The following is a 13919-nucleotide window of genomic DNA, read 5'->3' as shown; positions in this document are numbered from 1 at the left end:
GATCCGCATCGTAGGGAGACGCACAGACCACGGTCAGGGCGAACTCAAGCCATTCACAGTTGTGGATTTCACATGGCGGACCCGTGTCGGAACTCTGTTGAAATAGACGGCCGTTGAGGGTTCCGTCCCCAGGTCATTCACAGTCGCACATCAATGGTTTCCTCAGATACACCCCTAGCGTCCCTGCCCATGACGGGAAACAACGAGCACAACGAGCAACTCGACAACACCGACACCCAGCCCGCCCGGCACCGCCGGGACAAGGGCATCCAGCGTCGTCGCGTTCTCATCGGCGGCGGCACCGCAGCCGTGGTGGGCGGTCTCGCGTACGCCGGCCTCGCCTCGGCCGACACGGTCTCCTCGACCACCGGGACGACGACCGACGCGGCGACGGCGTCCGCGGAGGCCTCCGCCTCCAGCGGCGTGTGCACCCTGACCGCCGAGGTCACCGAGGGTCCGTACTCACTGACGGGCGCCCTGGTCCGCGAGGACATCAGGGAGGACAAGGAGGGCGTGGAGGTCCAGTACACCTTCACCGTCGTCGACCAGGACAACGACTGCGCGCCGCTCGCCGACGCGCTCGTCGAGATCTGGCACTGCGACTCGCTCGGCGAGTACTCAGGCTTCGTCGGCGGCAACGGCCACACCGAGACCGACGACGGCACGTTCCTGCGCGGCGGTCAGATGACCGACGAGAACGGTCAGGTCAGCCTGATCTCGATCTGGCCGGGCCACTACGTCTCGCGCGCGGTGCACGTCCATATGCGGGTGCACACGGATGTGACACTCACCGACGACTCGTACACCGGCGGCTCGATCATCCACACCGGCCAGCTGTTCTTCGACCCGGACATCAACGAGGAGATCCAGGCGATCTCGCCGTACTCGGACAACACCACGACCGAGACGTCCCTCTCCGACGACACCATCTACGACGACGGAGGCGCCTCCTCCGGCCTGCTGACCCTGACCGCGCTCGGTTCGAGCGTGTCCGACGGCTACACGGCCACCCTCACGGTCGGCGTCAAATCCAGCTGATCAGACGCCGACGGGCTGCCGCTCCTCGGCGGACTCGGCCTCCGCGGCCCGCTCCTGACGGTGGGCGCGGATCGAGAACGCGAGGGCGGCGGCCCACAGGGCGTAGAGGAGGACGTAGACGGATGTGCCGACCGTGCCGGAGACGTCGAACCAGTCGCCGAGCAGCGTGCGGACGTTGAGCAGGACGATGAGTCCGCCGACCGTCGAGCCCAGGATGCGCGGGGCGACGAAGCGGGCCAGCCAGGCGGCGACCGGGGCGATCGCCATGCCGCCGACGAGGAACGCGAGCACCCACGACCAGTTCACCCCGTTCGAGCCCAGCGAGAAGAGGAACCCCAGGCTGGCGGCGACCGCGACCAGCGCCTTACTGGCATCGACGGAACCCACCACCTTGCGCGGCTCCAGCCGGCCGCTGGCCAGCAGCGCCGGGGTTCCGATCAGACCCCAGCCGCCCCCGCCGGTGGCCCCGAGGAACCCGGCGACCAGCCCGACCGGCACGAGGAACCGCTTGCCGAGCGGCCGGCCCAGCTGCCCCCTGGGCACACCGCGCACAGTGAAGCGGCAGGTGACGTAGAGGCCCAGGGTGAGCAGAATCACCGCCATCACCGGTTCGGCGAGCGCGGTCGAGATGGTGGACAGCAGGGTCGCCCCGACGAAGGCGCCCACCGCGCCCGGGGCACCGATCCGGACCACCACCTTCCAGTCGACGTTCCCGAAGCGGGCGTGCGAGACGCCGGACACCAGGCCGGTGCCGATCTGCGCGAAGTGGACGATGGCCGAGGCGGCGGCCGGGGTCGTCCCCATGGCCAGCAGCAGCGCGGTCGAGATCACCCCGTGCGCCATGCCGAGGCTGCCGTCCACGAGCTGGGCGCCCAGACCCGCGAGGGCGAGCAGGATCAGCGTGCGCATGTGGGATCCCGTCCGTGTTTCCGTTTGCCGAGTTTTCCCACCGGTGAGGTAGGGATGAACGGGAGGGGACGCTAGGGGGTCAACCTGAGGAGAGCCTTAGACGGGGATGAGGACGGCACACATCGGCGGGGCGAGGACGCTCACGGCAAGGACCGGTTACGGGTTCTCCCAGGCCGCCGGTTCCGCCGCCAGCTCCCTCACCGGTTCCGGCAGGGCGTTCGCCGCGATGTCGGCGATGGTGACGCCCTCCAGGATGCGGCGGACGTTGGCGCGCAGGGCGATCCACAGGGGGAGGAGGGGCTGGGCGGAGCCGGTGTACTCAAGGCCCGTGGGGCGCTCGCCGCGTACGGACACGATCGGGCCGTCGACCGCGCGGATGACGTCGGCGACCGTGATCTTCTCCGCCTCGCGCGCCAGCCGGTAACCGCCCCCTCCCCCGCGCCGGCTGTCGAGGATGCCGCCACGCCGCAGATCGCCGAGGATGCCCTCCAGGAACTTGTGCGGGATCTCCTGCGTCGCGGCGATGGCCTCCGCCTTCACCGGCCCGCCGTCCTGCCGAACGGCCACCTCGAGAACCGCCCGTACCGCGTAATCCGCCCGTGCCGAGATCCTCATAACACCATTGTGGCGGGTACTGCTGTACAAAATGACCTCGCACGCACCGCCGACCGACCCGGCCCGACGGGAGGCCTCCATGGGGCTCAGCAGACGTACCTTCAGCGCTCTCGCCGGGACCACCGCGCTGGGGCTGGCGCTCGGCGGCAGCGGGGCCGCGACCTGCGCCTACGCCAGCCCGACCGCCCCGACGGGACCCGCGCCCGCGCCGCCTCGCGCGGACCGGCGGCGGCACACGATCGGCTTCGACCGCTACTCGCTCGTCGTCGACGGCAGGCGGCTGGTGGTCTGGTCGGGCGAGATGCACCCCTTCCGGCTGCCCAGCCCGTCCCTGTGGCGGGACGTCCTGCAGAAGATGCGCGCCCACGGCTACAACGCCGTCAGCATCTACGTGTCCTGGAACTACCACTCCCCCGCCCCGGGGGCCTACGACTTCACCGGCATCCGGGACCTGGATCTCTTCCTGCGTACGGCCGCCGAAACCGGTCTCTACGTAATCCTCCGCCCCGGCCCCTACATCAACGCCGAGATCGACGGCGGCGGCTACCCCGGCTGGCTGACGGCGACGAAGGGCTCGGCGCGCACCTCCGACCCGACCTATCTGTCGTACGTCGACGAGTGGCTGACACAGGTGAACGCCATCGCCGCCCGGCATCTCCACACCGACGGCGGCGGCACCGTCCTGCTCTACCAGATCGAGAACGAGTACGACGCCCATGTCGCCGAGGCGACGGGGCGGGACTACATGTCCCACCTGTACAGGAAGGTGCGGGCCGACGGCATCGACGTACCGCTCTTCCACAACGACAAGGGCAGGAACGGGTACTGGACGCCGGGGTCGTTCGACACCGGTGGGGAGAACGGGGGTTGGCTGTACGGGTTCGACGGATATCCCTCGCCGACCCAGACCCCGCCCGACTGGGGGCACTTCGGAGTGGGCGGGCCGAAGGGCGGGGCCACGGCGAGTCCACTGACGCCCGGGTGCGTGCCCGAGTTCGGGGGCGGGTGGTTCGATCCCTGGGGCGGGGTCTGGTTCGACAGGAAGGGGTACGCGGAGTCGCGACGGCAGCGCGACGCGGCGTACGAGCGGCGCTTCTACCTCACCAACCTCGCCAACGGCATCACCGTGCACAGCGTCTACATGACCTTCGGCGGCACCTCCTGGGGCTGGCTGCCCGCGCCGGTCGTCTACACCTCGTACGACTACGGGGCCGCCATCGACGAGGGCCGGCAGCCCACCGACAAGCTCGTCCCGATGCACCAGCTCGGCCATCTCCTGCACCATGTACCGGACTTCGCCAAGCTGGACCGCGCGACGGACGTCTCGGCGGCGGGCCTGAAGGTGTATCACCTCAAGAACCCGGACACCGGCGCCGATGTGTACGTGGTCCGCAACGACGGTACGCGGACGGTCACTTCGACCGTCCCGGGCCTCGGCGGCCTCGATGTCACCGTCCCGCCGAAGGACGCCCGGCTGCTCGCCGCCGGCCTCCGGCTGGGCAGGCGCAGGGTCCGTTGCTCCAACGCCCAGCCGATGCTGGCCCTCACCGCCGGCCGCCAGGAGATCGCCGTGCTCACCGGGCGTCCGGGCGAGGCGACGGTGACCGTGCTGGAGTGCCCGGTGCGGCCGACGGTGAAGGTGCTGGAGGGTGGCGCCGCCCATACGTACCAGGACGGGCTGCTGCGGATCGAGGCCCACCTGGACGGACTGACCCGGGTACTGGTGTCGGGCGGCGGCACCGGCACCCCGCTGCTCCTGCTCCTCGCCGACGATCCGACCTCGCTACGGCTGTTCCCCCGCGACACCCCGTCCGGGCCGGTGCTGGTGTACGGGCCCGCGCTGGTGCGGACCGCGGAGGTGAACGGGAAGGCCGTGTCGCTCACCGGGGACACCGTCCAGGCGGCGGAACTGGAGGTGTGGGGGCCGCGCGGGATGAGTGAACTCGCCTGGAACGGCGAGGACTTGACGGCGAGGACCACCCCTTCCGGAAGCCTGCGGGCGACCCGATCCCTCCCCGGCGTCGGAAAGGTCGCGCTGCCCGCCCTGCGCGACGGCTGGCGGCGCAGGACCGAGAACCCCGAGTCGGCCACCGGCCACGACGACTCCGCCTGGAAGGCCGCCGACAAGTCGACCTCGTACAGCACCACCCCCGTCCCCGACGGACAGCCCGTCCTCTTCGCCGACGACTACGGCTTCCACTACGGCGACGTCTGGTACCGGGGGCACTTCACCGACGCACGTGGCGCACGGACCGTGTCCCTCGCCTACAGCACGGGCACGCAGGGACTGCTGATGGCCTGGCTGGACGGGCGTCCGCTGGGCTCGCACCGGATGCCGGTGCCGGACAACAGCACGGTGCGGCAAGGGAGTTGGACGGCGACGGCGGAGTTCGCGGTGCCGGAGGCGGTGCGGACGGACGGCTCGCATGTGCTGTCCGTGCTCGTCCGCCGGATGCAGCACGACCAGGACGGCAAGGCGCAGAACACGCACAAGACGGCCCGCGGACTGACGGCGGTGACCTTCGACGGGGCCGCTCCGAAGGTGAGTTGGCGGATCCAGGGCGAGAAGGCGGCGGACCCGGTGCGCGGGCCGCAGAACACCGGCGGGCTGTACGGGGAGCGGCACGGCTGGCATCTGCCGGGGTTCGCCGACGGGGGCTGGGCGAGCGCCGAACTGCCGCGTGCCGACCGTGGGCAGGGTGTGACCTGGTACCGGACGAGTTTCAAGCTGGCCGTCGACTCCGGCATCGACGCTTCGATCGGGCTGGTCCTCGACGACGACCCGGGCCGTGCCTACCGCGTCCAGATCTTCCTCAACGGCTGGAACATGGGCCAGTACATCAACGACGTGGGTCCCCAGCACACGTTCGTCCTCCCCAACGGGGTGCTGCGCACACGTGGCTCCAACACACTCGCGCTGGCGGTCCTGTCCGACGGGACCACGGCGTCGGGGCCTTCGGAGGTGCGGCTGACGTTGTTGGGGGCGGCGGCGGGCGGGGTCCCGGTGACCGCGGTGTGACCATATGGAGCCGTCCCCGTGCATTGCCTTATCCGGTCGGCCGTCCTGGCCGTGCAGCAGCACCGAGCCGTCGCTGTCCCGGCCGGAGAGCCAGGGGAGGCCGTCGGGGCCGACCGTGACGCCGGTGAGGGTGGTGGGACGGCGCGGCCTGGACCGAGCTGACCGCACCCGGCGGCATCCGCCCCGCCGTCACCGGCCTGCTTCCCGTCGCCACCGACGACATCTGGCTCACCGGCTACGACTACGGGGTCGGCGGCCCGCCCGGCAAACCCCCGGGCATCACCCTCAAGCACTGGGACGGCACCGCCTGGAGCAGCGTCGCCGCCCCCTTCACCGCCGGCCTGCTGAGCGGCATCGTCGACGACGGCCAGGGCGCTCCCGACCGCATCGCCGGCTGGGACTTCTGGGACCAGACCCGCGCGCACTACCTCCGCTGGAACGGCATCGGCTGGATCAGCGAGCGCGGTCCGGTCTCGTCGACTCCGGTGGTTCCTCTGGGACTTGCGTCCGTACCCGGCGCGGGCGGCTACTGGTCCGTCGGTACGACGTCCTCCTCGCCGTATCCGCCCGCGACGGTGCACATCGAGCAGTGAACGGGCCTACGCCAGCCGGATCACGTTCCACGACAGCGGTTCGAGTACGGCCGTGAGGGTGCCGTCCTCCACCGACGTGCCCTCGACGGCGTGCGGGGCCACCCGCTCCGGGTCGTCGAGGGTGTTGCGGGCGTCCGGGTCGGCATCCGCGAGGGCGCTGTGCTCGACGACGTGCGTCAAGTCCAGCCCGCTGAGGGCGACTTCGAGCGGCAGCGCGTCCGTGCGGCTGCGGTTGACGGCGAAGACGGTGACGGTGCCGTCCTCGGCGCGGACCGCGGTGGCGTGCAGCAGATCGGTCTCGCCGTACTTCTTCGTCTCGTACGTCGGCGAGTCCACGCGGACGTCGAGGACCTGGCCGCGGCCGTACCGCGCGGCCTGGGCGAAGGGGAAGAAGGTCGTCTGGCGCCAGGCCGCGCCGCCGGGCTCGGTCATGATCGGGGCGATGACGTTGACCAGCTGGGCGAGGCAGGCGACGGTGACGCGGTCGGCGTGCCGCAGCAGGGCTATGAGGAGCGAGCCGAAGACGACGGCGTCGGTGACGCTGTAGTTGTCCTCCAGCAGGCGGGGGGCCTCCGCCCAGTCCCGCGCGCCGGAGTTCTCGATCGCGTGCCACTCCGAGATGTACCAGACGTTCCACTCGTCGAAGGAGAGGTTGATCTTCTTCTTGGACTTCAGCCTGGCGCCCACGTGATCACAGGTGGCGATCACGTTCTCGATGAAGGACTCCATGTCGACGGCGGAGGCCAGGAAGGAGTCGACGTCGCCGTCCTCGGGCTGGTAGTAGGCGTGCAGGGAGATGTAGTCCACGAGGTCGTACGTCTCCGCCAGGACCGTCGCCTCCCACTCGGCGAAGGTCGGCATGGACTGGCTGGAGGAGCCGCAGGCGACGAGTTCGACCTTCGGGTCGATCTGGCGCATCGCGCGGGCGGTCTCGGCGGCGATCCGGCCGTACTCCTGGGCGGTCTTGTGGCCGGTCTGCCAGGGGCCGTCCATCTCGTTGCCCAGGCACCAGACGTTGATGCCGAAGGGGTCCTTGTCGCCGTGCGCGGCACGGAGGTCGGACAGGGCCGTGCCGGCGGGGTGGTTGGCGTACTCCTGGAGTTCGAGGGCCTCGGCGACGCCCCGGGTGCCGAGATTGAGGGCCATCATGGGCTCGGCCTGGGGGCCGATCTTCTTCAGGAAGGCGATGTACTCGGAGAGACCGAAGCGGTTGGTCTCGGTGGAGCGCCAGGCGAGGTCGAGGCGGCGGGGGCGGTCCTCGACGGGGCCGACGGAGTCCTCCCACTTGTAGCCGGAGACGAAGTTGCCGCCGGGGTAGCGGATGGCGGTGACGCCGAGTTCGCGGACGAGATCCAGGACGTCCTGGCGCAGGCCCTTGTCGTCGGCGGTGGGATGGTCCGGTTCGAAGATGCCGGTGTAGACACAGCGGCCGAGGTGTTCGACGAAGGATCCGAAGAGACGTGGGTTGACCTGACCGACGGTGAAGGCGGGGTCGAGGGTGAAGCGGGCGGTGGTCTTGCTCATGGGGTCCTCTCGGATACAGGTGTTACCTGAGAACAGGCCAGCCATCACGCGTGAAATCCAACCTGTTCAGTCCTAGCTTCGGCGTGCCGTTGTCCTCACCGTCGTAGTAGTGGTACGCCAGCCAGTCCTGGCCTCGGTCACGGAAGACCGATTCTCCACCTGGGCCTATGTATCTGCCGTGGCCGGCCAGCAGCAGGTCGCCGCCGCCCTCCAGCAGGGGCTGGCCCGCGCTGTCGACGTACGGGCCCGTCACCGATGTGGAGCGGCCGACCCTGATCTTGTAGGTGGAGTTCACGCCCTGACAGCAGGCGTCGTACGAGGCGAAGAGGTAGTAGTAGTGGCCGTGCTTGACCACATACGGCCCCTCGACGGCGTACGGCGCGTCCGGGCGGGTCGCCAGGTGGGCCACCGTCGCTCCGGGGATCGCCTTGCCGGTCCTCGGGTTCAGCTGGACCATGCGGATGCCCGTCCAGTACGAGCCGAAGGCCATCCACAGTCGGCCGTCGGCGCGGACGATCGCCGGGTCGATGGCGTTCCAGGTGTCCGTGGCCTGGGAGGTGAACGCCGTGCCGTGGTCGGTCCAGGTGCCGGGGAGGCCGGAGCGGGAGGTCGCCACGCCGATGGCGGAGTGGTTGGTACCCCAGGACGAGACGGCGTAGTAAAGCCAGTAGCGGCCGTCGCGGTAGGAGATGTCCGGGGCCCAGGGGTCGCCGGTGGAGTTGTACTCGTACCACCAACTCGGCGGCACGGCGAAGGCGTTGCCCGCGTCGTCCCACTGGCGCAGGTCCTTCGAGAGGCGGGCGCCGATGATGCCGCCGGTCGAATAGGCCACGTAGCCACCGGACTTGAGGTGGATGACCGTGGGGTCGTGGATGATCTGCTGGCCCGTGAGGGGGAGCGGGTCGGGGTAACTCTCGGTCGCCTGCGCGACGTTGGGGAGGAAGGCCAGGAGGGCGGCGACCGCCACGGCCGTAAGCGCTCTGTGTACTCTCACTGTCCCGCCAATCCCGTGTGTGCGACACCCGCCACGATCTGGCGCTGGAAGAAGACGAACACGACGATCAGCGGCAGGGCCGCCATGAGGCCGCCGGCCATGAGCTGGGCCCACTGGATGCCGTAGGAGTTCATGACGGTCGCGATGCCGTTCGGCATGGTCATCAGGTCGGGGTTGTTCGTCACCATGTACGGCCACAGGAAGTTGTTCCACGAGGCGATGAAGGTGAAGATGCCGACCGCCGCGAGGGAGGGGCGGGAGAGGGGGAGGACGATCGTGAAGAAGACCCGCCAGCGGCCCGCGCCGTCGATGAAGGCGGCCTCCTCCAGCTCGCGCGGGATGCCCTGGAAGAACTTGTAGAGGATGTAGACCATCGCGGCCGGCGCGCACTGCGGCAGGATCATGCCCCAGTAGGTGTCGACCATGCCCATCTGCTGGACGGTGGTGAACAGGGGGACGCCGAGGACCGCCGGCGAGACCATCAGCCCGGACATCACGACGCCCATCAGGACGCCCTTGCCACGGAACTCCGTGCGGGCGAAGCCGTATCCGGCGAGTGCGCTGACCAGCAGGACGACGGTGGTGACGCAGACGGAGACGACGAGGGAGTTCAGGAACCAGTCGGTGATGTTGCCGGTCTCGAAGATGGCCTTCCAGGCCTGTGCCGTCCAGACCTTGGGCAGCCAGTGCGGCGGCACCTCCACGGCCTCGGTCTCGGACTTGAGGGAGGTGAACAGGGCCCAGAAGAAGGGGGCCAGGAAAACGACGGAGACGGCGGCGCCGACGAGGGTGAGGATGATCTGGCTGGGCGTCCAGGCCCTGCGGGGGCGGGACGTGACGCGTACCGGTACCTGCGTGGCGGTCATCGCACGCCCTCCTCACGCTTGCGCAGCAGCCACATCCGCGCCAGGGCGACGGACGCGATGACGACGAAGAAGATGACGGAGATCGCGGAGGCGTAGCCCACGCGGTAGCTGGTGAAGCCCTCTTCGAGGGTGTACTGGACGAAGGTGCGGGTCGATTGCTCGGGTCCGGGGCCGAAGTCCATCATCACCACGGCCTGGTCGAAGACCTGGAGCGAGGCCAGGATCTGCAGGGCGATGACGAGGCCGGTGATGTTGCGCAGCATCGGCAGGGTGATGTGGACCATGCGGTGCCAGGCGTTGGCACCGTCCAGCTTCGCTGCCTCGTAGAGGTGGTCGGGGATGTTCTGGAGCGCGGCCAGGTAGAGCAGGAAGCTGAAGCCGACCGTCCACCACAGGGTCTCGATGACGATGGCGAGCATGGCGTACGACTTGTCGGTGAGCCACGGGGTGTTGATCCCGAGGACGTAGTTGACCATCCCCGTACCGGGGTTGAACAGCCACTGCCACAGGTTGCCCGCGACCGTGGAGGGAAGGAGGAAGGGCGCGAAGAAGCAGAGCCGCCACAGCCATGGGCCACGTTCGATGTGGTGGGCCAGCATCGCGAGCAGGAAGGCGAGGACGGTGATGCAGGGGACGACCAGCAGCGTGAAGTACGCGCTGTGGCCGAGGGTGTCCCACATCAGGGGGTCCTTGAGGGCCTCGCGGTAGTTGTCGAGGCCGATGAAACTCTCGCCGTCGCCGGTGATGTTGGCGTCGGTGAAGCTGAGGTAGACACCGCGCAGCAGCGGCCAGATCACGAAGAGCACGAACAGGACGAGGAACGGGGCGACGAACCAACCCCCGTGCTGGAAGCCCTGCTTGCGACGGAGGGTGGCGCTTGCGGCGGCGGTCCTCGTGCGGGCCGGCGCGAGGACGGTCTCGGCACTGGTCGTCATGCGGTCGCACCTCCCTGCGCGGCGGTCTTGCCGTCCATCGGGTTCTTCATCGTGAGCAGCTTGCCGAGTTCGCTCTTCATCCGGCGGGCCACCACGTCGGGCTTGGCGGAGCCCAGCGTCGAGGAGACGACGATCGGGCCGACCCGCTGGGCGAGGATGCCGGTGGAGCCCGCGAACCACACCTTCGGCTCGTTGGCCTGGTGGTCGATGGCGGACGCGTACTCGTTCTGCGGGTAGAGCCTCTTGTACGCGGGTGTCGAGAGCGTCGGCGTGTACGCGGGGATGTGGCCGCCGGCCGCCCACTGCGTGGCGTGGGTGACGACATGGGCGGCGAGCCGGTGGGCCGCCTCGTTGGTGGCGCCGCCGCGGTCGGACTGGTGCGGCAGGACGAAGGTGTGCGACTCGGCGTGGGTGGCCTGCGTGCCGAACACGGGCGGCAGCGGGATCGCGCCGTACTCGAGCTTGGCGGAGTTGTAGACCGGCACCGACCAGTTGCCCTCCCAGGCGAAGGGGGAGCCGTTGAGGAACTGCTCGGAGCCGACGGAGCCCTTGGTCGGGTCGGCGTACCCGTCGGTGACGTGCCGGCGCAGGAACTCCAGGACCCGGGTGGCCTTGTCGGTGTCGAAGGTGACCTCGGTCCGGGCGTCGTTGAACCAGGTGCCGCCGAGCTGGGTGTAGAAGGCGACGAAGAACCACCACTGGAAGTTCTGGTCGTTGATCCACAGTCCGATGGTCTGCAGGTCCTTCTTGGTGGCCTTCTTGGCCTCCTTGAGCACGCCGAACCAGTCGTCGGTGGACGTGATCGGCACGATCCGGTCGTCGGCGCCGAGCAGGCCCGCCTTCTTCAGCACGTCCTTGCGGTAGAAGCAGAGCTGGACGTGGACGTCGAGCGGGAGGGCGTAGAGCTTGCCGTCGATGACCCCGCGCTGCCACAGCTTGGGGTTGTAGTCCTGTTCCCGCAGCCCGTACCGGGCGAGCAGGTCGACGTCCCAGGCGTCGAGGAGGCGGCCCGGCGCGAAGCCGGTGACCCGGCCCATGTGCATCACACCGAGGTCGGGCGCGCGGTTGCCGGCGGCGGCCATGGCGAGCTTGGTGTAGAAGGGGTTGCCCCACTGGAGGGTGGAGTCCTTCACGGCGATGTCGGGGTGGGCCTTACGGAAGGCGTCCAGCATCGCGATCATGTTGTAGCCGTCGCCGCCACTGAACAGGTTCCAGTAGCGCACGCGGGTGTGTGCGGTGGAGGCGAGTGCGTCGGCGCCGGTGCCGAGCGCGGCGAAGCCGAAGCTGCCGGCGATCGCCAGACCGCCCGCGGCGGCCAGAAGTTGCCTGCGGTTCAGGTCAGGTCGTCCCATGCCCTGCCCTATCTCTCCAGGAAGCCAATGTTCGAGATATCGAAATACGCTCGTAACTTCGAACGAGACCGTAGATAGGAAGCGCTTGCTGGTCAATGGGCTGGGCGGGACTTTCCAGCCACAGGCGATCGTTACGGGTTGAACGACCGGTACGACGGCGTAGTCTCGAACGGCCTGCTGTGCGGCTGCGAGAGGGGGAGGTATGCGGCTACGGCTGCGACGCTCGCGACGAGCCTCCGGGATGCGGGAGCTCACCGAGGGCCTGGCCGCCGCGGTGCGGGCGAGACCGGGCCGGCCGGCCGATGCGGAGGAGCTGTGCCGGGCGCTGTGCGCGGAGATGAGCGTCCGGCGCGGTGGGCGGCCGGTGGAGCTGCGGTTCGAGCGGTTCCCGGACGAGATCGAGGTGACCGGGCTCTGGGTCGGTTTCCAGGACTTCGACCTGGTCATCGTCGAGGAGCGGGCCGAGGGGATGCAGCAACTGGTCATACTGGGGCACGAGTTGTGGCATCTGCACGCCGGGCACAGCCATCACCACCTGGCGGGGGCGGCGCTGGCCGACCGGCGGGAGTGGGCGGACGCGGCGCTCTCCGTCGCGGCCCGTGACGGCTCGCGCGCGGACGACGAGGCGGAGGCGGACGACTTCGGGCACCGGCTCGCGGCGGAGCTCAGGCCCCTGCTGTCGGGGCGGGACACCGAGGCCCCGCTGGACCCCCTCCGGCGGTCGCTGGGCTACCGGGGCCGCGGGGGAACGGGCCGATGAGCTCCGCCCTCGCCGCCCAACTGGCCTGGTCCCCGGCGGGGTTCGTGAACGAGTTCTACCCGTCCTTCTGGTGGATCCCGGCGGGCGTCCTGACCGCGGCGCTGGCCATCAAGCTGCCGACGATCGTGCGCCTGTGGAGCGACCCGCTGCTGCGTGCCGTGGGCGGCGTACTGCTCGTCGCCTGCGCGGTGTTCGTGTTCGTGGCGCCGTCGACGATCGCCCGGGTCAACCGGATCACGGGCGTGCCGAACATCTCGGCGCCCTGGGTGTACTCACTGCTGACCGCGTTCTGCGGCTCCTGTCTGCTGCTGATCATCGCGTGGCGCAACGGCCTGAACGACCGCTCGGCGTCGACGGTGCGGGCGGTGCGGTGGGTCATCGCGGGTTCCCTGGGCGTGATAGCCGCTCTGTGGGTGCTCTTCGCCCTCGCCGACGCACCGGTGGAACGCCTGCGCGACCTCGACACGTACTACGCGAACACGCCGTACATGCGCGAGATGATCGTGCTGTACCTGCTGGCGCAGACCGTGGCCACGGTGATCACGTCGGCCCTGATCTGGAACTGGATCCGCACGGACGGCCTCGACGCCTGGCTGCGCTGGGGCCTGAAGTTCCTGGGCGCCGGGTACGCGGCCCAACTCTCCTTCTACGCGGTCAAGTTGCCGGCGGTGGTGGCGCGCTGGACCGGCCACCACCTGGACTGGCTGAGCACAGCGGTGGCCCCACCCCTGGCCTGTCTGTCGGCCCTCCTCATCGCGGTCGGCTTCATCCTCCCCCACGCCGGCCAGTACCTGCACGACCGCTGGCGCCTCCGCCTCGCCCACCACCGCCTGCGCCCCCTGTACCTGCTGATGCGTACGGCCAACGGCACCGGCGTCCCCGTACTCCTGCACGCCACACCGGAGCTGCGGCTGATCCGCCGGGAGACGTTCATCCGCGACGTCCTGCTGCCGCTGGCCCGCCACATCGACGAGGGACGGCGACAGCGGTTCTACGAGGCGGCGGTGGCCCTGGGCTTCGAGCCGACCCGGGCGAAGGCGCTCGCCGCCGCGGCGGCCGTGCAGGACGCGGTGGAGGCGCGGCGGGACCGGGCGGGAGACGACGGGGAGGCCGGACACGAGGCCGACACGACGGAACTGCTTCGGGAGATCGGGGCGGTGTCGTGCGCGCTGCGCTGGGGCGAGGACTTGGCGGCGGTGCGGAGGGTGGAGCGGGTGGGGGGCGTGGAGCGGTCGGGGGTGAAGGCCCCGGGCGTGGAGCGGTCGGGGGTGAAGGCCCCGGGCGTGGAGCGGTCGGGGGTGAAGGCCCCGGGCG

Annotated in this window: 11 protein-coding genes; 4 read left to right on the top strand and 7 right to left on the bottom strand. The window is 69.8% G+C overall.

The features are described 5' to 3' along the window. Window positions 1-189: 189 nt before the first annotated feature. Complete coding sequence (locus ACWC09_RS29225) at window positions 190-1038, top strand: intradiol ring-cleavage dioxygenase (RefSeq protein ID WP_450853907.1); 849 nt, start codon at window positions 190-192, stop codon at window positions 1036-1038. Here the strand turns inward: ACWC09_RS29225 and ACWC09_RS29220 are convergent, their stop codons facing one another. Together ACWC09_RS29220 and ACWC09_RS29215 are read right to left on the bottom strand one after the other, a co-directional pair. Next, entirely contained in the window at window positions 1039-1947 is a 909-nt protein-coding gene (locus tag ACWC09_RS29220) for a sulfite exporter TauE/SafE family protein (protein ID WP_450853906.1), read from the bottom strand. Between the two features lie 156 nt (window positions 1948-2103). Further along, complete coding sequence (locus ACWC09_RS29215; protein ID WP_450853905.1) at window positions 2104-2562, bottom strand: RrF2 family transcriptional regulator; 459 nt, start codon at window positions 2560-2562, stop codon at window positions 2104-2106. A gap of 79 nt (window positions 2563-2641) precedes the next feature. Between ACWC09_RS29215 and ACWC09_RS29210 the strand changes: the two genes are divergently transcribed. Next, entirely contained in the window at window positions 2642-5581 is a 2940-nt protein-coding gene (locus tag ACWC09_RS29210; protein WP_450853904.1) for a glycoside hydrolase family 35 protein, read from the top strand. 599 nt (window positions 5582-6180) lie between these two features. Here the strand turns inward: ACWC09_RS29210 and arfA are convergent. The 5 genes from arfA to ACWC09_RS29185 are packed head-to-tail and all read right to left on the bottom strand — an operon-like array spanning window position 6181 to window position 11845. Then, the gene (gene arfA, locus ACWC09_RS29205; protein ID WP_450853903.1) at window positions 6181-7698 is read right to left on the bottom strand and encodes an arabinosylfuranosidase ArfA; all 1518 of its coding nucleotides are present in this window, start codon (window positions 7696-7698) and stop codon (window positions 6181-6183) included. A 22-nt stretch (window positions 7699-7720) separates the two neighbouring features. Beyond that, entirely contained in the window at window positions 7721-8692 is a 972-nt protein-coding gene (locus ACWC09_RS29200) for an arabinan endo-1,5-alpha-L-arabinosidase (protein ID WP_450853902.1), read from the bottom strand. Continuing rightward, window positions 8689-9558 carry a carbohydrate ABC transporter permease gene (locus tag ACWC09_RS29195; RefSeq protein WP_450853901.1) on the bottom strand — a complete coding sequence of 290 codons (870 nt, stop codon included), beginning with the start codon at window positions 9556-9558 and terminating at the stop codon, window positions 8689-8691. The genes ACWC09_RS29200 and ACWC09_RS29195 overlap by 4 nt, the downstream gene beginning before the upstream one ends. After that, window positions 9555-10493: a carbohydrate ABC transporter permease gene (locus ACWC09_RS29190; RefSeq protein ID WP_450853900.1), complete on the bottom strand. Its 939-nt coding sequence runs from the start codon at window positions 10491-10493 to the stop codon at window positions 9555-9557. The genes ACWC09_RS29195 and ACWC09_RS29190 overlap by 4 nt, the downstream gene beginning before the upstream one ends. Next, complete coding sequence (locus tag ACWC09_RS29185; RefSeq protein WP_450853899.1) at window positions 10490-11845, bottom strand: extracellular solute-binding protein; 1356 nt, start codon at window positions 11843-11845, stop codon at window positions 10490-10492. The genes ACWC09_RS29190 and ACWC09_RS29185 overlap by 4 nt, the downstream gene beginning before the upstream one ends. Window positions 11846-12086: 241 nt before the next feature. On the opposite strand from ACWC09_RS29185, the gene ACWC09_RS29180 reads away from it, so the two are divergent. Then, complete coding sequence (locus ACWC09_RS29180; protein WP_450853898.1) at window positions 12087-12605, top strand: toxin-antitoxin system, toxin component family protein; 519 nt, start codon at window positions 12087-12089, stop codon at window positions 12603-12605. Further along, the coding region (locus ACWC09_RS29175) for a DUF6545 domain-containing protein (protein WP_450853897.1) at window positions 12602-13919 on the top strand (1318 nt) is incomplete at its 3' end. The genes ACWC09_RS29180 and ACWC09_RS29175, both read left to right, overlap by 4 nt.

It is taken from the genome of Streptomyces sp. NPDC001617, from assembly GCF_053596855.1.
The sequence above is the reverse complement of the archived record's forward strand: the minus strand, read 5'-3'. Positions and strand labels throughout refer to the sequence as shown.